At 56.8% G+C, this 21,166-nt stretch carries 19 protein-coding genes and 1 tRNA gene; 10 read left to right on the forward strand and 10 right to left on the reverse strand.

What is annotated here, in order from left to right:
* Positions 1-211: 211 nt before the first annotated feature.
* Complete coding sequence (locus C5Y96_RS01965; protein WP_105349874.1) at positions 212-766, forward strand: hypothetical protein; 555 nt, start codon at positions 212-214, stop codon at positions 764-766.
* 7 nt (positions 767-773) lie between these two features.
* On the opposite strand, the gene C5Y96_RS01970 is transcribed toward C5Y96_RS01965, so the two are convergent.
* Positions 774-1,181: a hypothetical protein gene (locus C5Y96_RS01970; RefSeq protein ID WP_105349875.1), complete on the reverse strand. Its 408-nt coding sequence runs from the start codon at positions 1,179-1,181 to the stop codon at positions 774-776.
* Entirely contained in the window at positions 1,181-2,134 is a 954-nt protein-coding gene (locus tag C5Y96_RS01975; RefSeq protein ID WP_105349876.1) for a DUF1559 domain-containing protein, read from the reverse strand. Before C5Y96_RS01975 ends, C5Y96_RS01970 begins: the two co-directional genes overlap by 1 nt.
* A 382-nt stretch (positions 2,135-2,516) precedes the next feature.
* Here C5Y96_RS01975 and C5Y96_RS01980 point away from each other — a divergent pair, with 382 nt between their 5' ends.
* The gene (locus C5Y96_RS01980) at positions 2,517-3,296 is read left to right on the forward strand and encodes a c-type cytochrome (RefSeq protein ID WP_233198799.1); all 780 of its coding nucleotides are present in this window, start codon (positions 2,517-2,519) and stop codon (positions 3,294-3,296) included.
* On the opposite strand, the gene ilvA is transcribed toward C5Y96_RS01980, so the two are convergent.
* The 4 genes from ilvA to C5Y96_RS02000 all read right to left on the reverse strand — a co-directional run bounded on the left by ilvA (position 3,293) and on the right by C5Y96_RS02000 (position 7,164).
* Positions 3,293-4,798 (reverse strand): threonine ammonia-lyase, biosynthetic, encoded by a 1,506-nt coding sequence (gene ilvA / locus C5Y96_RS01985; RefSeq protein ID WP_199188633.1) that lies wholly within the window; start codon positions 4,796-4,798, stop codon positions 3,293-3,295. The genes C5Y96_RS01980 and ilvA overlap by 4 nt on opposite strands.
* A gap of 117 nt (positions 4,799-4,915) precedes the next feature.
* Complete coding sequence (locus C5Y96_RS01990; protein ID WP_105349879.1) at positions 4,916-5,416, reverse strand: hypothetical protein; 501 nt, start codon at positions 5,414-5,416, stop codon at positions 4,916-4,918.
* The gene (locus C5Y96_RS01995) at positions 5,417-6,481 is read right to left on the reverse strand and encodes a bifunctional transcriptional activator/DNA repair enzyme AdaA (RefSeq protein ID WP_105349880.1); all 1,065 of its coding nucleotides are present in this window, start codon (positions 6,479-6,481) and stop codon (positions 5,417-5,419) included.
* Between the two features lie 74 nt (positions 6,482-6,555).
* Entirely contained in the window at positions 6,556-7,164 is a 609-nt protein-coding gene (locus C5Y96_RS02000) for a hypothetical protein (protein ID WP_146115487.1), read from the reverse strand.
* A gap of 287 nt (positions 7,165-7,451) precedes the next feature.
* On the opposite strand from C5Y96_RS02000, the gene C5Y96_RS02010 reads away from it, so the two are divergent.
* Positions 7,452-7,847: a GlsB/YeaQ/YmgE family stress response membrane protein gene (locus C5Y96_RS02010; RefSeq protein WP_199188616.1), complete on the forward strand. Its 396-nt coding sequence runs from the start codon at positions 7,452-7,454 to the stop codon at positions 7,845-7,847.
* Between the two features lie 147 nt (positions 7,848-7,994).
* Here the strand turns inward: C5Y96_RS02010 and C5Y96_RS02015 are convergent, their stop codons facing one another.
* Positions 7,995-8,333 (reverse strand): P-II family nitrogen regulator, encoded by a 339-nt coding sequence (locus tag C5Y96_RS02015; protein WP_105349883.1) that lies wholly within the window; start codon positions 8,331-8,333, stop codon positions 7,995-7,997.
* A gap of 988 nt (positions 8,334-9,321) precedes the next feature.
* Between C5Y96_RS02015 and C5Y96_RS02025 the strand changes: the two genes are divergently transcribed.
* On the forward strand, positions 9,322-9,903 hold the full coding sequence (locus C5Y96_RS02025) for a thioredoxin family protein (protein WP_105349885.1): 582 nt from the start codon (positions 9,322-9,324) through the stop codon (positions 9,901-9,903).
* A gap of 39 nt (positions 9,904-9,942) precedes the next feature.
* Positions 9,943-10,392, forward strand: coding sequence for a SufE family protein (locus tag C5Y96_RS02030; RefSeq protein ID WP_105349886.1), 450 nt, complete (start codon positions 9,943-9,945; stop codon positions 10,390-10,392).
* 32 nt (positions 10,393-10,424) lie between these two features.
* Here C5Y96_RS02030 and C5Y96_RS02035 read toward each other — a convergent pair whose 3' ends face one another.
* Both C5Y96_RS02035 and C5Y96_RS02040 read right to left on the reverse strand, forming a co-directional pair.
* The gene (locus C5Y96_RS02035; protein ID WP_105349887.1) at positions 10,425-12,863 is read right to left on the reverse strand and encodes a protein kinase domain-containing protein; all 2,439 of its coding nucleotides are present in this window, start codon (positions 12,861-12,863) and stop codon (positions 10,425-10,427) included.
* 214 nt (positions 12,864-13,077) lie between these two features.
* A complete protein-coding gene (locus C5Y96_RS02040) occupies positions 13,078-14,121 on the reverse strand; it encodes an aldose epimerase family protein (RefSeq protein ID WP_233198726.1) in 1,044 nt (347 codons plus the stop codon).
* 408 nt (positions 14,122-14,529) lie between these two features.
* On the opposite strand from C5Y96_RS02040, the gene C5Y96_RS02045 reads away from it, so the two are divergent.
* From C5Y96_RS02045 to C5Y96_RS02065, 5 genes are all read left to right on the forward strand, one after another.
* Positions 14,530-15,054 (forward strand): RNA polymerase sigma factor, encoded by a 525-nt coding sequence (locus C5Y96_RS02045; RefSeq protein ID WP_105350867.1) that lies wholly within the window; start codon positions 14,530-14,532, stop codon positions 15,052-15,054.
* Positions 15,055-15,072: 18 nt separating this feature from the next.
* Entirely contained in the window at positions 15,073-15,777 is a 705-nt protein-coding gene (locus tag C5Y96_RS02050; RefSeq protein WP_105349889.1) for a hypothetical protein, read from the forward strand.
* 86 nt (positions 15,778-15,863) lie between these two features.
* Entirely contained in the window at positions 15,864-16,823 is a 960-nt protein-coding gene (locus C5Y96_RS02055) for a PDZ domain-containing protein (RefSeq protein ID WP_105349890.1), read from the forward strand.
* Between the two features lie 155 nt (positions 16,824-16,978).
* On the forward strand, positions 16,979-18,907 hold the full coding sequence (locus tag C5Y96_RS02060; protein ID WP_146115488.1) for a sigma-54-dependent Fis family transcriptional regulator: 1,929 nt from the start codon (positions 16,979-16,981) through the stop codon (positions 18,905-18,907).
* Between the two features lie 199 nt (positions 18,908-19,106).
* Positions 19,107-19,179, forward strand: a tRNA-Lys gene (locus C5Y96_RS02065).
* A gap of 357 nt (positions 19,180-19,536) precedes the next feature.
* On the opposite strand, the gene C5Y96_RS02070 is transcribed toward C5Y96_RS02065, so the two are convergent.
* On the reverse strand, positions 19,537-20,517 hold the full coding sequence (locus C5Y96_RS02070) for a hypothetical protein (protein WP_105349892.1): 981 nt from the start codon (positions 20,515-20,517) through the stop codon (positions 19,537-19,539).
* Positions 20,518-21,166: the final 649 nt, after the last annotated feature.

Raw genomic sequence — 21,166 nt, forward strand, 5'->3', positions numbered from 1 at the left:
ACGCCCAAGTCCGCTTGGGCGTGCGAAGCAGGTACCAGCTAACCACCAGTCATTGGTGTGAATTGTTTCAACTTCCAAGACACCCTCAAGAAGACTTGGGCGTGGCCCCCGGATTGTTGAATTCCACATTCTCAACCAACGATTGACGTAATTCCTTTGTCATCACACGCGCCGCCGCGCGCACCGTCTCCTTTCACCGAAAGCAAACCCCATGTCCCACGAACACGAAATCCCCGAGCGTCTCACTCGCGAGTGGCTCGAGCAGGCTACCACCGCCCAGGTGATTGCCTGCATTAAAAGACGGCACCAGCAAATGCGTGACCGGCTGCAAGAGAAGCAGCAAAAGATCGAACGGCTACGGCAAGAGCTGGCCACAATCCAAACGGCCAGCATCGAACTGCCGCCTATCGAATCAATTCCCGGGTGCCACGCCCAAGTCCGCTTGGGCGTGCAAACGAGGTACCCGCCTGCCACGGTGAATCAACGCGACGGGTACCATGCCCACGTCCGGGTGGGTATGCCAACTCGGTACCCGCCCACCACCGGTCATCGGTGTGACTCATTCAGATTTCCCAGGCACGCCCAAGCAGACTTGGACGTGGCACCCGGATTCTTGGGGTTCGGTCCACTAAAACGCAGGGCGAAACCACGTGCACTGCTGCGCCCACCGATCAGGCGGGCCACGCGTGGACGTCCCAGGGACCCTTGCGCGATCCTGGGCAGCAGTGCCAGGCGAAACCGCACCGATGCACGCGAACCGCCGTGATTGGTGACTACCGTGGCTTCTTCGTGCTCTTCGGGATATCGAAGTCGTACTCGCCAGATTCCATCGGCAAGTCGTAGCTTTCTTCGTGAGGAGGGAAGAGGAGTTTGCCGTCGAGGTTATCGCCGTTGGCCACCCCGTCGAATCCTTCGATACGTACCACGTGCGGACCACCTACCAGGCCGAAGCTTTCCTGCGTGGTGTAGGCACCGTCGGTGATGATCGCCTTGCTGCCGTGACCGGTGTTGCCTTGTTTGCCATCGGGCGAGAAGGTGATCGTGCCGCGCGGGACCGGCTGGCCGTCGTACGTGACGTGGCCGGTCAAATGGACGCTAGAATCGCCAGCGCCACAGCCGCCAGCGGCCAGAAACAGAAGTAAGCTGGCCGCGAGGGTGGAGGTTTGTCGCAAATAGGTCATTACAAAGATCCCAAACCGCCGGTCGGCGCTCCATCGTCGATTTTGCCCAGCGTTTGATACGTGGCCAGGTCGATCGTTTCTGGAATGAAGTGAACCGATGCGTCCCCCATCAGAAACATACAGCCGCCAGGATGATAGCTGCCGAACAGTTTGGTCATGATGTTAAGCGTGTCGTTAGTCATGCCGTTGCGCGGGTCCGAGTTGATCTGCTCGCGCGTCGCGGCCAACACCAGCGGCGTTCCCCACGAGTCGAGCTTCGTCGCCGAAGCCCAACCGCTGTGGTAACCATCCGGCCGGCCCGCTGGGGTCAGACAGTAACGCGTTTCTCCCACCATGAAAACGTTGGTCGAACCGTCGGTCAGATCCTGAAACCCGGTATCCGAGTTCAAGTGCAGCACGCCGTTGCGATAGAACACCCGCTGCCCGGACGAGGTCGAACACGATTCGTCCGCGGCCGGGCCACCCCCTTGCACGCCGTAGTAGCTGATCGAATTCCATTCGTCCCGGCTGGCTGGGTCCGAGGGGCATTGATACGCCGATTGGTTCAGTTTGAACAGGTTGTTATTCACCGTCGCACCGGGCACGTTGCTGGTGGCCGTGAAGCTGGCATTGAGATCGAATTGATCGTACAGATTGTTTTCTTCCAGAAACGGCAGGATCTTTACCGTCCACGGTTCGCGTGTGCCGGTGGTGCCAGAGGTCGAACACCAACTGCCGCTGGTGAAGTCAGGCTCCGGCGTATAACGAACCCCGGATGGAAACTGGCCGTAAGTATCGTGGTGGTTGTGAATTGCGAGACCAATCTGCTTCAGCTTGTTGGTGCAAGTCATCCGCCGAGCGGCTTCCCGAGCCTGTTGCACAGCCGGCAGCAGCAGGGCGATCAGCACCCCGATAATGGCAATAACAACCAGCAGTTCCACCAACGTGAAGGCCGTGCGACGAGCGGTAACCATAAAGCCACCTACCAAGAAAAGAGATAAGAGAAATATTGATTGGATATCGGCTTTTTATCCTTCTAATACGCAGTGTTCAAGAAGGAATTCGCGAGCTGAACTCAATATGTGATGATTTGCTTCCCTTAAACACCGAATTACCCACGCAAGCTTCGCTTTGCGTTGAATTAGTGGAAATGGGCAGACCTGCCAGAAAAAACCGCTTCACTGTGCCGATTGCGCCGCACGGGATGCTTTGCTGGCAGTTGTGAACTATTTCACAGATCGACCATTCCACTGGCGTAACGATAAACTGCCTATCAAGCGCTGCTCCCTTACCTGATAGAAAGAGATCATGTCCTTTTGTCGATTAAATCTGCGAGTCGTTTTGTGCCTGGGCATTATGCTGCTGGGCAGTGCCACGCTTCATGCCGAAGAGCAGCCCATCGTCCCTGCTGCGTACCCCGAAGGCCCCTTGGGCGAGGTCGTGCGGCTGGGGGAACTGCTGGTCAACGAGACGAAAGATCACCCGCTGAGCAAACCGTTCATTGGTAATCAACTCAACTGCACGTCGTGCCATTTAGAGGGGGGCCAGCATCCCGATGCGGGCAGTTTCCTGCAAACGGCCACCGCGTACCCAGCCTGGTCGCCGCGCGAGAACCGCGTGATCACGCTCGAAGATCGCGTGCTGAACTGTTTCATGCGCAGCCAGAACGGCGTTCGCCCACCCAACGGCAGCCAGGTCTCGGTCGCCATCACGACGTACATCACCTGGCTGTCCACCGGCAGCAAGATCCAGATGAACGAGCAGAAGCCCCTCGGCCCGCGGCATGTGCCGGAACTGAAAGTCGATTGGAGCAAAGCCAATCCGGTACAGGGGAAGGAAGACTACAAAACCTACTGCCTGGATTGTCATGGGCAAGAGGGGGAAGGAACCGACGACGGCCCGCCTGTCTGGGGACCGCAATCGTACAACGACGGAGCCGGCCTGAGCCGCGTGCCGAAGCTGGCCTCGTGGCTGAAGGTGGGCATGCCGCTGGACGATCCTTCCCTCACCGAGCAGGAAGCGGCCGACATCGCCGCCTATATCAACAGCCAACAGCGCCCCAAGTTCAAACTGGAAGAGCACCTGCCACCGGCGGAAAGGCTCGGCGAGTACAACCACGAGCCCGCCAGGCCTTAGGCGAGAAACAACCGGTAAGCTGGGTTCTCGGTTTCTTCGACGTACGGGTACGCGATGCTTTCGATAAAGTCTTGAAACTCGGTCGTCGTGTCACTGGGTATTTGCAGCCCCACGAGAATGCGTCCGTAATCCGCACCTTGGTTGCGGTAATGGAACAAACTGATATTCCAGTCGCTGGGCATCGCCGAGAGGAACTTCATCAGCGCCCCTGGCCGCTCGGGAAAGACGAAGCGGTACAGGTGTTCGTCCGCGGCCATTTTGCTGTGCCCACCTACCAGGTGCCGCACGTGCAGCTTGGCCAGTTCGTCGTCGGTCAGGTCGAGTGTATCGAACCCGCTGCCGCGCAGTTCGTCGGCGATTCGTTTCGCCTCGTCTCGGTTGTTCACGGCCAGGCCCACAAACACATGGGCCACGTTCGAGTCGGAGATGCGGTAGTTGAACTCGGTCACGGCCCGCGGGCCGATCAGTTCGCACAGCCGACGAAAGCTTCCTTTGCGTTCGGGGATGGTGACGGCGAACAGCGCTTCGCGGTTTTCCCCCACTTCGGCGCGCTCGGCCACGAATCGCAGCCGGTCGAAGTTCATGTTCGCCCCGCACGTGATCGCGACAAGCGTGTCTCCTAGCAGACGATGCCTGGCCGCATACTGCTTGAGGCCGGCCACGCTGAGCGCTCCGGCAGGTTCGAGAATGCTGCGGGTATCCTCGAACACGTCCTTGATCGCGGCGCACACGGCGTCGGTATCGACCACGACAAAGTCGTCGACCAGGGCCTTGGTGATGCGGAAGGTCTCTTCGCCGACCTGCTTCACGGCGGTGCCGTCGGAGAAGAGACCGACGTCGGTTAGCTGAATCCGTTTGCCTTGCTTGACGCTGCGAACCATCGCGTCGGAATCGTTTGTCTGCACGCCGATGACTTTGATCTCGGGCCGGACCGCTTTGATGTATGCGGCCACGCCGGAGATCATACCGCCGCCGCCAATCGCGACGAAGATGGCATGGATCGGCTTTTGATGCTGCCTCAAGATCTCCATCGCGATGGTCCCTTGCCCGGCGATCACGTCGGGGTCGTCAAAGGGATGGACGAAGGTCATCTCGTTGGTGCTGCTCAGTTCGCCGGCGTGCTGGTAGGCATCGCTGTAACTTTCGCCATGCAGCACGACATTGCCCCCGAGGGCCTTTACCGCTTCGATTTTAAGTTTGGGTGTCGTCTTTGGCATGACGATCGTCGCCGTGCATCCCAGGTGAGCCGCAGAGAGCGCGACCCCTTGGGCATGATTGCCAGCCGACGCGCAAATGACGCCGCGCTCTAACTGCTGCGGGGTGAGCTGAGCCATTTTGTTGTAGGCCCCACGCAGCTTGAAGCTGAACACCTTCTGGCTGTCTTCTCGCTTCAGATAGACGTTGTTTTGGATACGCTCCGAGAGCTTACCGGCCCGCTCTAATGCGGACTCGTGAGCGACATCGTAAACCTGGGCGTTGAGGATCTTCCGCAGGTAATCCATCAGCCCGAGATGGGTCCCATCCCCGACCAGACCACGTTTGGCAGGCGAGGCCGCAACCGGCTTTGATTTAGGCTTTTCGTTCATGCATCCTATTGGACGCGAAGAACGTCAAATGGTCTAGGGTGCCGGGGCATCGGAATGGATTTGCCTGAGCAGAAACAGGCAAAGTTCCGGGACGTACGTGAACTCGGAATGCATCAACGTGACCGGGGGCTGGTCGTCGCGAAAGCGGATCTCCATGCCGGCGATCGCTTCCATGAGCTCTTCCGGGGAGGAATCTGCGGTGACGTTGTTTCGCCGTAACATCGGATGGATCGATTCAATTTGGGTAATGGGCCAGCTAGCGGCGTTGCGAAACCAGAACCCTTTCGCTCGAATGTATTCGCCGTCGCTCTCGACCCACTGATAGTCGCCGTACAGCTGATGAACGATGATCGCCGCGATCGCCACCAGAGGAATGGCAACCAGTTTTTGCGTCGGGTCGGAAATTGCCAGGGCCAGCCAAAGTGCGATACCCGCCAGGAAGATGGCGAACAGCAGGGGGCTCCAAAGGAGGTGGGCAAACGCGATGGCCCAGCGTTTTTCGCAGCGGACGACTTGGGATGTAGGTTCAGACATTCATTGATTGTGGTTCAATTTGCGTTCGTGTTCCAGCAGCCACTTCTTCCGCCACAATCCGCCAGCGTAGCCGCACAGGTGGCCATCGCTGCGAACCACACGATGGCACGGCACGACGATCGCCAGGCGGTTGTCGCCGTTGGTGCGGCCGACAGCCCTGGAGGCGGTCGGCTTGCCGAGTCGCTCGGCAAGTTCGCCGTACGAACTTGTCTGCCCGAAGGGAATCCCTTCGAGCAGCTTCCACACTTGCTGTTGAAACGAGGTGCCGTCCAATCGCAAGGGAAGGGTGAACTCGGTTCGCGTTCCCTGAAAGTACTGCTCGATCTGATCGGCCGCTTCACTTAGTACCGGGTGCGTGCCAGGCAGAATCGGTTGGGCGAACAGTTTGCTGACCCGCTCGAACTGCTTGGGGAGCATCTTGCGATCGGCGAATTCCAAGAGGCACAGCCCGGCGTCGCTGCCAGCGGCCAGCATGGGACCCAGCGGCGTGAGAATACGCTGGACCAGGATCGGCTCGCCATCCTTGATGCTGGTCGGCGATTGGCCGGTCCATTTGCGCAGGCTATCGCGAAACCCGCTGAGGGACTCGTAGCCACTATCGAGCGCGGTGGAAGTGACGTCCTTGCCCGTTTGTAGCATGTCGACCGCCAGGCCGATTCGCCGCGTGCGCAGGTACGCGTGGAAGGTCATTCGATAGTGCTGCTGAAACCAGCGACGAACACGAATGGGGGAAAGTCCCATTGCTTCCAGGTCGGCATTGGTCCAGCGGCGCGAAGAATCGGCCTCGAGGGCATCGACCAACTGGGTCAGCCAGGCCGGCACGCTGCCGGAAAGCTCCATCGGGCGGCAGCGTTTGCATGGGCGATAGCCGGCGGCAAGGGCCTGGTCGGCGGTGGCGAAGAATTCGACGTTCTCGCGCTTGGGGGTTTTCGCTTTGCAGCCAGGACGACAAAAGATACCGGTCGTCTTGACCGCCATGACGAACAGCCCTTCCATCTCGGCATCGCGGTCGACGATGGCCTGGTACATCGTGTTCGGGTCGGGCAGGGTGATCGTAGCGTTCATGGTGTTACTTTAGAAACGCTGCACCACGCTGGCGACCGAAAACGGAACAAACAATTCGGAAAGCGAGAATCGGCTCAGTTCAAAATCTCTTTGGTCTGGGCGACGATCTCGGTGATCTCTTCCTTGGATAGGTGAGGTCCCAGCGGCCGGTTGACCTTCAGGCCGTCGTCGTTCCACATCATGACCTGGATTTGGGCTTCGGGTGAAAGGCCGTAGCCTGCGGGGCCTTCCTTTTCGTTGAAGACGGTCAGCGGGGTGTTTTTAATGTGCTGGGCAACTTGCACGCGCTGGAGTGTCGGTTTGACCTCGTCGGTGTTATCCCCCACGACGACCATGAAGGCCGAAAGCTTCTGGTCGGCGTTCTCGCTCACCTGGCGATCGATCTGCTGGACCAAGCTGGTGACCGAGTCGTTGACCTCACGCGCGAAGATCACGACGGTGGGCTTGCCGCTGTACTTGCAGCGATAACAGAGGAACTCGCCAGCGGCCGGTCCGGTGACGTCCTCGACCTGAAACGCGCCGGGCTGTTGACCCAATTGCAGCGAGACGACCTGATGGGAGCGAGCATCCGAGGCCAGCGTGCCTGGGGAACTGTCGGTGAATTCCGGGGCTTGGAACTTGGTGCATCCAATGGCAAATGCCGCACATAGCGACACGGCGAACATAGGGATAAGAGTTCGCATAAGACACCTCCGCGAAGGAAACCGTGCGATCGCAAGATTAGGGGACCGATCCTTCCAGGATCAGTACAGCAGGCAGCGTTTTACGATCCGTTTCGTTGCCTGCTCTGCGTGCTATTATAGCCCCTTTCTCGCGATTTCCACTTCCTGGCACCCCCGGAATGAAGCCTTTTCCCGAACGATCGGCATAATCGGCAAACTTTTGGGCCGTAGCTGACGACACCTTACTTTATGTCAACTTCTCAGGGGAATTTCCTCCCCACTTGCTAGCATGGCGAAGGTAGGCGGTTATGGGTGACGAGGCGCTACAGGTATCCGAACATTTTGAAGCGTGGGCCAATCTGTTTCTGACATGGGTTGGTTTCGGCACGCTGACCGGGCTGTTTGCCAAGGCGATCATGCCGGGGCGCGATCCTGGCGGGCCGATTGCTACCTTGGCGATGGGGATTGGCGGATCGGTGATCGGCTGCGGGATGCTATCGCTGTTTTTTGAAGGGACGAAGGTCTCGCCGTTGAGCCCACTAGGCTTTGCCGTGGCCACCGGCGGCGCGTTCATGATTTTGTTCTTCTACCGACTGCTTTCAGGGCACGTGATCGACGAAAGTCATCCATCGACCGCCCCGCGTCGGATGCGTCTGTATTCGCATCGTCGCCGGTCGGATCGTTCGGCTGCCGATCGCTACTAAGAGCGTCCGCAGGACGGTGGGCCCGGCTTACCGGAATGGCGCATAAAAAAAGCCGACCCAGGGGGGGCCGGCTTTTTCGAGAGAGAGATTGACTTGGTGGTCGAAGGGTTGTGCGCTGAACCGATTCGACTTGTTTTCAAGCGATCACTAGATCGCGGACGAACCGGTTTCGGCAGTACGAATGCGAACGGCGTCAGTGAGTTCGGAGATGAAGATCTTGCCATCACCGATCTGACCGGACTGGGCCTTCTGGATGATGGTATCGACGATTTCCTGACACTGCTCGTCCGTGCAGACGATTTCAATTTTGATTTTAGGAACGAAATCGATCGAGTATTCCGCACCGCGATAGGTTTCCGTCTGTCCCTTCTGACGTCCAAATCCCTGGACTTCCGTTGCGGTCATACCACCAAACCCCTTGGTAACCAGGGCTTCTTTGATTTCGTCCAACTTGTGGTGGCGGACGACGGCTTCAATCTTCTTCATTAATGCATACTCCAACAAACTGACGTGACGTTATAAGGACAGGTCGCAACGGGATGCTCTTTCAAAGTGGAGCCATGCACTAAACAAGGCGGAGAGCGAGTGCATGATGAGCGGGTGACCTAGTTGTCCATTGCTCCCGCTTGTTTGCAACCGTTATGCCAATTGAACTGTCGGTGCGTGGCATCATTTCCTAAATATCAATGACGCAGTGGTTTAAGTCAACGAAACTTTTCCCAAGTTGCTTTTGTCCAGTGAACTTCTGCGTGACAAATCAGCAGCGTAGGAGAAACCTGCCTAAGATGGTGACAGGAAAAAGTTCTGCAGAATATCCATAAGCGCATAAAAATAGCCGAGGTTAAGGAGGCAAAACCTCCTCAACCTCGACTACCGTTCGCGGCAGCCCCACTGCACGCGAACAACACCCCATCATGCTTCCACACTGTACGGGCAAAGATCACTTGGAGATGATCTTGATTGTTCGGGTATGAAGCGAAGCAGTTGAGCTTGTCCCCAGCTCTGACGCACTCCTTGTTACAGAAGCACGGGGCAAGCATCTTATGCTTTTCAGAAGCGAGAAGTCCGAGGCTCACGATCCTTCGCGACCGGTTCCGAATCTCCTTCTGATTCGCTTTCGCCACACATTAGATGCATTCGGTGTGCCAATTCGAACACAAGCCGAGAAAACGCGCCGAAATCGGTACTTTTCCCCATTTTCGGGCAGAAAACAGCCTGTAGTTTTTTTGACCGCCCCTAATCAGCCTGGCGATTGCTGCCTAAAATGCACGCAACTGCTGCTTTCAAAAGCATCGCCCATGATGCGGTTATGCGGGTAGCCGTGGATTTAGCGGCGATGCAGTTGGTTGGAAGTTTTCAGTATTCCGTTTTCAGAAAGAAGAAAGGTCTTCTCCCACTGAAAACGGAACACTGAAAACGTGGTTATTTTTTAGCCACTCACTCACGACAAGATATTTTCAACGCTAGGTAGATTATGCCCCTCGACTGGCCCACTCTGTTTTCCTCCGCTCTCTCTTACGACGATTTTCTGGCCAAGTATGCCAACGAGAATCAGAAGGAGCGTTGGAGTGCGAAGCTGAAGACGTTGTCCCTTAGCGATGAACAGAAGACGCTGCTGGCCAGCTTCACGCGCGAGATGCACGTCCTTTGCCTGTCTGGGGCGTGGTGCGGCGATTGTGTTGATCAGTGCCCGATGTTTCAGTTAATGGAACAGGCATCTCCTAACGTTGTCGTGCGGTATATCGATCGGGATGATGCCCCGGACGATTTGAAAGAGGCGATCCAGGTTTGCGGCGGAAACCGTGTTCCGGTCGTCGTCTTTTTGAACGAAGATGACCAGGTAACCGGCATGTACGGCGATCGCACGTTGGCCAAGTATCGCCAGATGGTCGAGAAGCTCGGCGGAGCAGCGTGCAGTACCGGCATTTCGCTTCATGCCGCTGGCGAAATGGATGCCCTGACCTGTGGCGTGCTGGCCGAATGGATCGATCAGTTCGAACGCAACCAATGGATTTGTCGCACGTCGACCCGTCTTCGCGAGAAGCACGGCGACTAGAATCGTAACCGTAGCAACAGACAAACCCTTCGATTGAAGATGAAGAGACTCACGTTGAACGAACCGCCTACCCTGACCGCGGAAGAATTGATCGATGACTTCGAGTTCGCCGAAACGAAAGAAGAGCGACTGAAGTTGATTATCGAACTGGGACGCGAACTTCCCGATCTGCCGGACCAGTTGCGCCGCGACGAATTCAAGGTCCAGGGATGCCAAAGCCAGGTATGGCTGGTGCCGGAAGTGGTGGAAGTTGAAGGGCAACCGAAGAAGATCGTCTTCCAGGCCGATAGCGACGCCCACATCGTTAAAGGGTTGGTGGGCATTTTGGTGATGCTGCTTTCGGGGAAGAGCCCGCAAGAGATTCTCGACTTCGACCTGCGCGGTCTGTTCGATACGTTGAAGCTGGAAAAGCACCTGGTACCGGCTCGTTCGAATGGTTTACATTCGATGGTCCGCAAGATCCACGAGATCGCGGTCAGCGTTCGCTAAGCACGACATCGGATGATGAGTACGCCAGGCGATTAGATCGCGGGGAACTCTTCTGAATCCCGGTTCGCCATTTCGATGAGTTCGTCGACCGGGATGTTGTTCTGCCACCAGTCGGCGGCATCTTGCTGTGTCCAAGGGAAGTCGATCATCAGCTTTTCGACTTCCTTCAAAACTTCGTCGGCGGACTGCGGACGATCTTTTGGGTCTTTCGCCAGGCAGCGCGAGATGAGGTCTTGCAGGGCATCGGGGATCACTCGGTCGGAAGCATCTTTGACCGAAGGAATCGACTGCGTGACGATCTGCACCAGCACGTCGACGGCGCTGGCGGCGCTGAAGATCGTTTGCCCGGTAAGCATGAAGTAGGCCGTCGCACCGAGGGCATAGATATCGACGCGTGGATCGGCCTGGGTGGGATTCTTCACGCGTTCAGGCGGAATGTACATGGGCGTTCCGCTGATCTCGGTCGTGTTGGTCACGATGGTGGCCCCGGGATCGGCCGAAAGGTTCTTCACCAGGCCGAAGTCCAAGACCTTGGCCACGTCGTACTCGCCACCAACGCGGCAGAGCATGATGTTCAGCGGTTTGATGTCGCGATGGATCAGGCCGCTCTCGTGGGCTTCGCGCAGCGACGCAGCCACCTGCCGCATTACCGACAGCGTGCGCGAGACCGGGAGCCAGCCATACTGACGCACGAGGACTTCAATGGTGATGCCGTCCAGGTATTCCATGGCATAGTAGAAGATGTCGTCGGGGGTCTTGCCGTAGTCGTAGATCTCGACCGTGTTGGGGTGCTTCAAGCGGCTGGAAAGCTGAACTTCGCGCTCGAATCGCTTGAGCAGGGCCGGGTCGGTTTGTTCGGGCCGCATCAGCTTGACGGCCGTGGGACGTTTAAGCATCTGGTGCCGTGCGAGATAGACCTGCCCCATGCCCCCTTCGCCGATCTTGAGCAGCAGTTCATACGCCCCGACGACGGTGTGCTCGCCAATGGTGCGGCGCATTTGAACCAGGGACGATGCGGCGTAGTAAGCGAGCCCGCCAAAGCCGGCGATCAAAAACAGCAACGCGTACTGGGTATACGAAATGATGGTGAAAGGGCTGAAGGCTTCGTGCGATTCGGTTTCATAGGCGACGCCAAAATTGTATTCATCGATCCACTGCCAGGCACCCACCACCAGGTGCCCGCGGTAATTGATGTAGCGGTCCATCACGACATCCGACTTGGTATTGGTGCCGTGGTTGGCCAGCGCGTCTTCGATCAGCCGCGTATATCGGTCGTGATTTTCGGGGTGGGGGTGCTCGGCGGCAAAGGGAGGGCGAAGTATCAGATTGGCCCTTGACGGTTCCCCTTCCGGCAAGATCCCCATCCGCCAGAGGTCTTTGGTGAAGCGGCTCTCGGTAAGCATCAAGCCATTGGCATCGAACGCATACGCTTCCCCCGTCTCGCCGGTCCGTGCCGTGATAAGTGACTTGGTGAAGTTGCCCACGGAATAATAGCCGAAGCAGAGCAGCGCCGAGGGGATTTTGAATTCGTCGTAGATCGGCTGATAGACCCACGTAAAGACCACATCGGGGCGCGTGCCGGGAATGGTCAACTCGTGTTCGGGCCGCATCGGGGGCACGAAGCCTGCTTTGTTGAGAAAGACATCCGAGAAGACTTGCAGGCGACGCGAACCTTGCAGGGTTTGATTGATCGCTCCGACTTGATTTGCGGCAAGGATGGTACCGGCCGGATCGACAACAAAGTACGCCCCTTCATCGGGGATCAGGCCAGGCGGTTCCGCCTGTGCGTCACTTCGCTGATCGAAATCGATGGGCTCGTGCTCTTCGATAAACTGCTTGACGCCACTAATGGGACGATTGAATTTCGGGAATCGCTGGCGGAAGAACTCGAGCTCTTCCTGGACAGCGTCGGCCGAGTATTCGTCTCCGAGAGCTCGCTTTTGTTTGACGAGCCGCAGGATCGCGTCTTTTACGTCCTGGTCTTTGGCGACGACTGAGACGTGTTCTTTACGGGTTTCGATCCAAGAGGTGAGGGCCTGGACGTCGGCGGCCAGCAAGGCGGTGAATTCTTGTTCGCGGACTTTGCGCAGTTCGTTCCAGACGAGATAGCGCGACCCGATACCCAGCAAGATGATCAGCGCGATGAAGCTCACGATCGCAATCGTGCGATACAGACGGGAAGCCCAGACCCGGACCAGCACACTGGTGCCAGGCAGGTAACGCGTGGTCAGGCCCTGGCGTGGATGAAGCGAATGCTTGGAAGGGGGATCGACGGCGATGGTCGCATCGGGATCGACTTGATCTGGTACGAGCGTGCCGGCGGCCTTAGGGCGGATCTTGTCTTCGACCAGCTTGCGCAATACCTGATCGGTGCCGCATGTGTCGTCCAGAAACGCCTCGCGGGCAGCACCTTGGCGGCGCCGGGCCTCGGCGGCGATCTTCATAACAACTGCGGTATCAGGCTGATTCATGCTTCCAGCGTGTGAAGATTGGCTTGGTTGGGCTGCCAATATGTTACAAGCCAGCGGGCTTTAAGGAACAAGCCTGCGCGAAAAAAAGTAAGTCTCCTTTGAACTTTTTGCTCGTAAGGTCGTGTTTCATGCGGTGGTTGGCGAGTGACCTACCAACAAAAAAAGCGGCCCCTGGGAAGGGACCGCTTTCGATTTGATCGTATGGGGGGAACGCTTACTTTTCGACCGCGAAGGTATGAACCGTGGTCTCGTGAAACGTTTCGCCTGGCTTGAGCGTGGCCGAAGGGAAGCTGGGCTGGTTCGGCGTATCGGGGAAATGCTGCGTTTCCAGACAGAACGCTTCGTGCTGGTTCAGTCCGGCGTTGCCTTTGCTGCCGTCCAGGAAATTGCCACTATAGAACTGGATGCCAGGCTGCGTGGTCCAAACTTCCATCACGCGACCCGAGGTGGGTTCCTTGACCGTCGCGGCGAGGGTCAGCTTGTTGGACTGGTCGTTCAGGACGTAGCAGTGGTCGTACCCGATCGGATCGCCACCGGTTTCCTGGATGTCCTTGCCGATGGCCTTGAACGAGGTGAAGTCCATCGGAGTTCCCTTGACCGATGCCATGTCGCCGGTAGGAATCAGCGTTTCGTCAACCGGCAGGTACTTGTCGGCTTCCAACTTCAACTGGTGGTTGTAGTTCTTGCCGCTGGTAGCGCCGGCCAGGTTCCAGTAGTTGTGGTTGGTCAGGTTCAGCACGGTCTCGGCGTCGGTCGTGGCGGTGTAGTCCATGACCAGCTTGTTGTCGGGGGTCAGGGTGTACTTTACGGTGACCTTCAAGTTGCCGGGATAGCCTTCTTCGCCATCCTTGCTGGTGTAGTCGAACTGCACGCCCACGGCGTCTTCCGTTTCGATCTTCTTGGAGTCCCAGACAACCTTATCGAACCCTTTCAGACCGCCGTGCAAGGTGTTCGGGCCGTTGTTGGTGGCCAGGGTGTATTCTTTGCCGCCGAGGGTGAATTTGCCTTTGGCGATACGATTGGCGTAGCGGCCGACGGTGGCACCAAAGTAGGGCGTGCCCCCCAGGTAGCTTTCCAGGTTGTCGAAACCAACGTTGATGTTGGCCGACTTGCCTTCTTTGTCCGGCGTGGAAAGGGTGGTCATGATCGCACCGTAGTTGATCAGTTCCATCACAATGCCGTTGCCGTTGTCGACCGTGTACTTGGCAATCACGGTTCCGTCCGGCAATTGGCCGAATTCGCTCGCGGTCACATTCATGGGGGTGTCATTTCCTTTTGCTGCAGGCTCCGCGGCCGTCAGGCCAGAAGCACTCATTACAATCGCCGCAAGGCAAAGTGCGGCAGGGGCTAAGCAGCGTTTCATCATCGGAACTCCAAGCAGTTGGGGCTAGTAGACTGACGGCCGAGGGGGCCGCACCAGGAAAAGAGAAAGAGATGTGCATTGAGAAACATTATCAAGGTGCGAATTCCGGAAGTCTAGCGTTCTCCGTAATTTACGAAGCAAACCAACCCACATTTTTGTGCGTAGTACAAGAGTTTGAGTTTGATTGCACAAGCACCTGAGATTTTTTGCGAAAATATTCGAGTCACCCCGCAAGGTTTTCTCTTCTGCGGTAACTAACCCTCTGAATACAGGATGAACCCCATCGAGCTGCCAGGAGACAACGTGAAGCCCGAGCCCGCAGAAATGCTTAAGCAGCATGAGCGATGGCTGAGGACCGCACTATATGCGCGGCTGCGTAGTCCGATGGAGGTTGATGACGTGATGCAGGAAACGGTTACCGCAGCGCTGGAACATTGGCAGCAGATTAGGGACCCCAGCGCTGTGGGACCGTGGCTTTACAAAATTGCCATTCGCCAGGCTCTGTTGTATCGCCGCAAGCAAGGACGCATTCGCAAATTGCATGATGCGGCCGAGCAGAGCTTGCCGGCCAGAACCAACAGCGAGGCGAACCCACTGGACTGGCTATTGGCCGAAGAACGCAACGAGTTGGTCCGCCAGGCCATGAACGAATTACCCCGACGCGATGCCGAGATACTACTGCTGAAGTACACCGAGCAGTGGAGCTATCGCGAGATCAGCGAGCGCATGGGCGTCAGCACCAGCGCCGTGGAAGCCCGACTTCATCGTGCTCGTCAAAGATTGCGAGAGCGATTGGTGGCCCGCGAGATCGTCTCGACGGCGACCTGAACCTAAGTGAAACATGCCATGAACGATTCATTTGAAAACATCGACGACCTCCTTCTCGACCGTCTGGTCGATGGAGAGCTTTCGGCGGAAGAATACCGCCAGGTTCTTTCGCAGCTAGATCAAATGCCTAATGGTTGGCGACGTTGTGCCCATGCGTTCCTTGAGTCACAGGCGCTTGAGCAAGCTCTGCCGTTGGTGATGCAGACCGCTCCGTCATGCCCCCAGACAGAGCCGGCACCAACGGTAGAGAAGTCGTCCAACTCCGGTACGGCCTCCTTTCGTCGCATGGAAACATTGGCTGCGATGGCAGCTTCGGTGATGGTGGCGTTTGGCCTGGGGATGTACATCTCGGGTGCTGATACCCCTGCGGTCGATATGCCAGGGGGTGGCCTCACCACGAACGTGGGCAATCCGCAGTTGCCCCCGGATGCTCCGATGCACACGGTAGCCAAGCCGCAGTTTGTGTACGTCAACCAATGGGATGGCCAGCAAGGGGGCGGCATGCCGATCGCCATCGATCCGAACAAACAGTACGACCCCCAGGCCGAATGGGATACGTCTTGGGGCATGAACCCCGAGCAGCTGCAAAAGCTGAAGGATTCCGGGCAATCGTATCAAACCAAGAACCGTTTGATTCCGGTCTCGCTGGATAACGGCGACCGGGTGGTGGTTCCGGTGCAGGATGTGATTGTCTACGAAAAGCCAGATCTGCCGTACCACTAAATCACTCGCTGCCCCATGGGCACCAGCATTCGTTACTTACCTAACTTGAACTCACAGAGTCACACACGAAAAAAGGGAGTGGAAAAATGAAGGTCAGACATTGGTTCATGGCCGCGATCTTGGCGACCGGCGTTGTCGCCGTGCCGATGATGCAGGTCGCTACCGCCGACGATGCGGCCCCCGCGGAAGAAAAGGTCGAAGCCAAGCAAGCAGAGCCAGCCGCCAAAAAATATTGGATTGGCGTGCAACTGGCACCGACCCCCGAAATTTTGAAGAAGCATGTCGAACGCCTGAAAGATGGGGGCGCGATGGTTGCCGGTATCGCTCCGGAAAGCCCTGCTGAAAAGGCCGGACTGAAAGCAGGCGACCACATTTTGAAGATCAACGAAACGACGATCACTTCGCCGGAACAGATGGTGGAGATCGTACGCGATAACGATGGAGCGGTCCTCGCCGTGCGTGTTCTGCGTGGCTTGGAAATCGAAACGTACAACGTTCAGCCCGAAGAAGCTCCGGTAGACATGATATCGGTGATGCCTCAGTGGCAGGCTATTCCAGGCCTCCCCTTTGAAGAGGCTCAGCCTGGTGCCCATTTTCGTTTCTTTGGCCCAGCTCAAATGGTTCCGCCTCAAGTGCGATTGCAAGGCCTCGCGGAAGACATGCCGCTGAATATGACCATCCGCGTGGAAAAGAAGGGGGAAGGCCCCACCACGCTGCACATCGAACGTGACGGTCAGAAGTGGAGCGTGACCGAAGACCAAATCGATCAGCTTCCCGCCGACCTCCAACCGGTTGCCAAGAAGTACCTGACCTTCGGCAATGCCGGCAACATTATCATCGGTGGCGAAAATGTTCCTTTCGTCGAACTGCAGGAAATGATGAAGGATATGGGGCCAGACGGTCTGCCTGGCAACGCTGATTTCCAAAAGCGGATGCAAGAAGAAATGAAGCAAATGCACGAGATGATCCGCAAGATGCACGAGCGAATGGAACGCATTCAGGTTGCCCCGCCTGCCGACCAGCAGCCTGTTAAGGACGAAGTTTAAGCCCCCACGAAGAACTGCTGATTGATCCTGGTCCTGCCTGTCATGCCAGGAGACGACGGAGCCGCCGGCCCACAATCGTGGTCTGGCGGCTTTTTTTGTATAACGGAGGCGAAGTCCGAATCCCGTTCTTATTCGCCGAGTTGTTACTGCCTGCTATGAACTCCTCTGATCACGATCCCTTTCAACTGCTCGGCGAGGCCATTCAAGAGAATCCGCGGCTGGCCACCATGCTCACGCAGTTGTGGCGACAGTTGGGCACGGCCCAGGATCTTTCGCAACTGTTCGACGGAATTTGCCAGGCCCTGGCCAAGTCGTTTCCCGGAGCGGCCGCGCAGCTTCTGTGTCAGCAATCGACCGGTGATTGGAAGAGGATGGCCTCGGCCGGTAAAACGAGTGCGATCTCTTCCAGCCAGTCGCAGCAGTGGATGCAGGCCGACATCACCTCCGGCGATCCGGCCGCTTTCTCGCTACCGCTCGAGAACGAACCACACCGCCTGCTGGTTCTGGAAGGGGTGCCTGGGTTGCCGGCAAGATCGCTACAAGCAATCGCTCAGGTGACTCGCTTCGCTGTGAAGCGCTTCATCGAAAACCAGAACAAGAGTGATCGTTCGCAGCGGTTAAAGGCCATGCTCACCATGGTGCAGCGCTGGCATCAGACCGACGATCTCATTTCACTACTCAACGAAATGGCCGAGTCGTCGACCGAGTTCTTCGGTGCCGAGCGGGCCAGTATCTTTTTGTGGGATAAGCCCAAGCATCAGCTCATCGGTCGGCCAGCGTTGGGGGTGGAAGATGGCAAGCTGGTCGTGCCGGACGATAAAGGGGTGGTCGGTGCGGTCGTGCAAACAGGCGAGCCTCGCCGCGTCGACGACATGCTAGGGCACGAAGTCAATCGCGATATCGACAAACAACTCGAGTTCCATACGCGCAGCTTGCTGGCCGTGCCGCTGTTGGACCGGAAAGGGAAAGTATTCGGGGCGTTTGAGTTGATCAACAAGCTCGACGGCAATTTCACCACCAAAGACGAACAAGGCCTGATGGAGGTGGCCGTGCATGCGGCCGCCGTGTTGGAAAGCTCGCAGCAGATTGCCGGACTGATGGAATGCCGCGACCGCATCGCCCAGGCCCAGGCCTCCGAGATTCAACTGATCGGCGAGTCGCCAGCGATGATCGAGCTGCGTAAGAACATCGATCGCATCGCCGCCACCAAGTTGCCGGTGCTGGTGCTGGGGGAAAACGGTAGCGGCAAGGAAGTGGTCAGCCGTTTGATCCACTATCAAAGTGACCGCCGCAGCCAACCCCTGGTCGCCGTGAACTGCGCGGCGCTGCCTGACACGCTGCTGGAAAGCGAGCTGTTCGGTCACGAGAAAGGGGCCTTCACTGGCGCGCACGAAACCAAGGCCGGCAAGTTCGAACTGGCTTCTGGCGGAACGCTGTTTCTCGACGAGATCGGCGACATGAGCTTGCCAGGTCAGGCCAAACTGCTGCGCGTACTGGAGAACCACGTCGTTACGCGGCTGGGTGGGCAGACCGATATCGAGATCGATGTCCGCGTGATCGCAGCCACCAACCAGGACCTGCCCAAGCTGGTGAAAGAGAAGAAGTTTCGCCAGGACCTGTTCTACCGATTGGATGTCGTCTCGGTGAATCTGCCGCCGCTGCGCGATCGAGGGAACGATATCTTGATCCTCGCCCAGCAGTTCCTCGAACAGTTTTCTCGCAAGGCCCACCGCGAGATTCCCATGCTGTCGGCTGACGCCAAAGATTGCTTGCTGGCCCACCCATGGCCAGGCAACATCCGCGAGCTGCGCAACACGATGGAGCGGATCGCGTTTCTGTGCGATCGCGAGGTAATCACTTCCGAGGTGCTGCCGCTGGAGACGAGTACTGGCCCGCAGGTACACCAGGTTTCGGCCCAACTGGACCTGGCCGCCGCAACCGACCGCTTTCAAGCGGACTTCATCAGCTATCACCTGGGACGAACCGGCGGCAACATGGCCCAGGCGGCCAAGAATATGGGGGTCCACCGCTCGAACCTGCACCGCAAAATGAAGCAGCTAGGGCTGTTAGACGAAAAAGAATAACCCCAGTTTCCGCCCCATTTCGGCGGTTTCCGCTATGCGAAGGGGGAACGCCCCGATTTTCTTCAAGCGTCCCCTTCACCCCAGCCGAGAAAAGCGGTAAAGTATGCGTTTCGCCCCCGGCCCCAGTGGCCAACAAGGCGAAACCAAGGAGACGAGGCGAACCCAAACGCCCGCCAAGCTCTCCTTCAACCAAACAAAAGCTCCCTTAGCTCAATTGGCAGAGCAACTGACTCTTAATCAGTAGGTTGTTGGTTCGATTCCAACAGGGAGCACTTTCAGAAGCCGGCCTATTTGGCCGGCTTTCTTCGTTCTTGCCCGGTAATTCCGGGGTTTCCGCACGCTCTAACGTTTCTTTGGTTGGGACGGTCTTGGTGACATCAAGGGCCGTCTGATGACATGCGGAGTCATCTGTAGGTGCAAGCTTTTGGCTAAAGGCAGACTTCGACAAACTTTTGACCCACCCAGGCCGCCGAAGCTGGCATATCATCAAGTGATTGCAGATAGTTAGAAGTCGTACCAAGTTTCAAAGACTAGCCGTTTACTTAGCCAAAGTCTCTTGATCCAAGCACCGGGTAGCGGAACGAAAGTATCTGTGCGGCAAACGGCAGCGATATGATTTCATCGTCGCACTAAGGCGCTGGAGCGTCGGTTTCGTCCGCGACGAGTGAATCCTCTGACAGGGCTAAGAGTTGAGTAATTCGATCAAAATCTTTCTTCGAAACAGGCTTCTTGAGTCGAATTTCAACTTCATTAGTGCCTCCAGCAAGCGGGAATCGTACTACAGGCCCTTTGAATTCAGTTTGTTGCGGTGGAGGAATCTGGCTCGAAGGAGTGAGCAAATTCAATTCCACCGGCGGTTTTGCGGTCGTTTCCGTTGAAAGTGATAACTGAGACATGGGAGCATGGCCTTTCCCCTCGAAGTATGCGAAACGCTCCCCGTTGTGCTCGTCAATTCGAACAATTGGGAGAGGATGCGGAAACTGATGCACACCTTGCGAGGTCCATTGGACAATTGACCCAACTTTGATCTCCGTTGGAGAATCATCGAGGTTAATTCCATTATCCGGCGCAGGTGGTGTAGCTCCATCCTCATTTTCGTTGTTATTTTTGTCGTGCTTTCCGCACTTTGCATACTTCATCGTATCGCGTAGGCGACTGATGAATCCATCGACTGCGTCTTCGTTGAATCGTGCTCCTTCGGGGCGTTCCCAAAGCAAGTAGTCTCGCAAAATGTCATCGTGGGGCAACTCGCCGTTATAAAACTCGACGACTTCTTTGTGGATCGGAGGTGCAAGGGCTGCTTCCTTCAGCAGCTGATCTCGGTCCGGAGCATCTTTAGCGATTCGCTGGCCTACTTCCGTAACTACAACGCGACGGTTGTCCCCTTTGCCCGTGGTGTCAACTAGTCCGTATGATTTCAGGGCCGCAATTGCTTGATTCGAGGTGCTATATATCGTTTTATAGCCGATTGTTGTGCACGCATTCATCAATGGTGCCGGCTGTCGATGATACTTCTCGAAGAGAAGCTTGGTTTTCTCAACAGCCGTTTCAAGCGGTAAAGAAGGGTGGTTGGGGCTTCGGTTTTTTCGCACTTTCGGGTCTTCTGACATGGCCCTGCTCCGTGTTTGGGTGGTGTACGCTTTAACTATACTCCCTTCGCTTTTTCTCGGCAATCGACAAGGCGACAAAATTTGTCATTTTGGGAGTTGACAAGCGGAGTAGGGATGTAGATACTACTCGGCATAGGAGGAAGCATGTAATGAGAAGGGATTCTGGGCCAGCAGACGGTCAACCATATCGTCGACCTGCTGGTCCGCAGTCAAAAGAGTCCCAATGCGGTTAGCTTTCTAGAGTAACGCACACCGCATCGGGGCAAGGCGATTTCGAAGTACGGATGGCAGCTTATTGTCATCGCAGTGTCCGCTGCGATATCGAGCAATAAGGCCGAACGGTTGGGGTTCCCCACTGCCATTCGTCTTTCTCATTTAAGAGGATGCCTGTGCTCCATTGAGCGCAAACATCGTAATTGATCGTACCCTATAGACTGCGCGTAGTAAATGGGTTTGATGTCTTTAGTCGCATCGCCGACGCTCCTACTACGTTTTTGAGCTGAGAGTAAACGCGTTTCAAAAAACCCGCGCCGATCGAATGAGCATAGAAATCGTTTCACGAACCGAGGCCGGCAACGTGGGCCAGGCGTCGACGATTTCGGCAAGCTCAGAGGGCAATTGACAGATACAAGTGCAAGCCGTAAAAGGG

The organism is Blastopirellula marina (genome assembly GCF_002967715.1).
Taxonomy (GTDB): domain Bacteria; phylum Planctomycetota; class Planctomycetia; order Pirellulales; family Pirellulaceae; genus Bremerella; species Bremerella marina_B.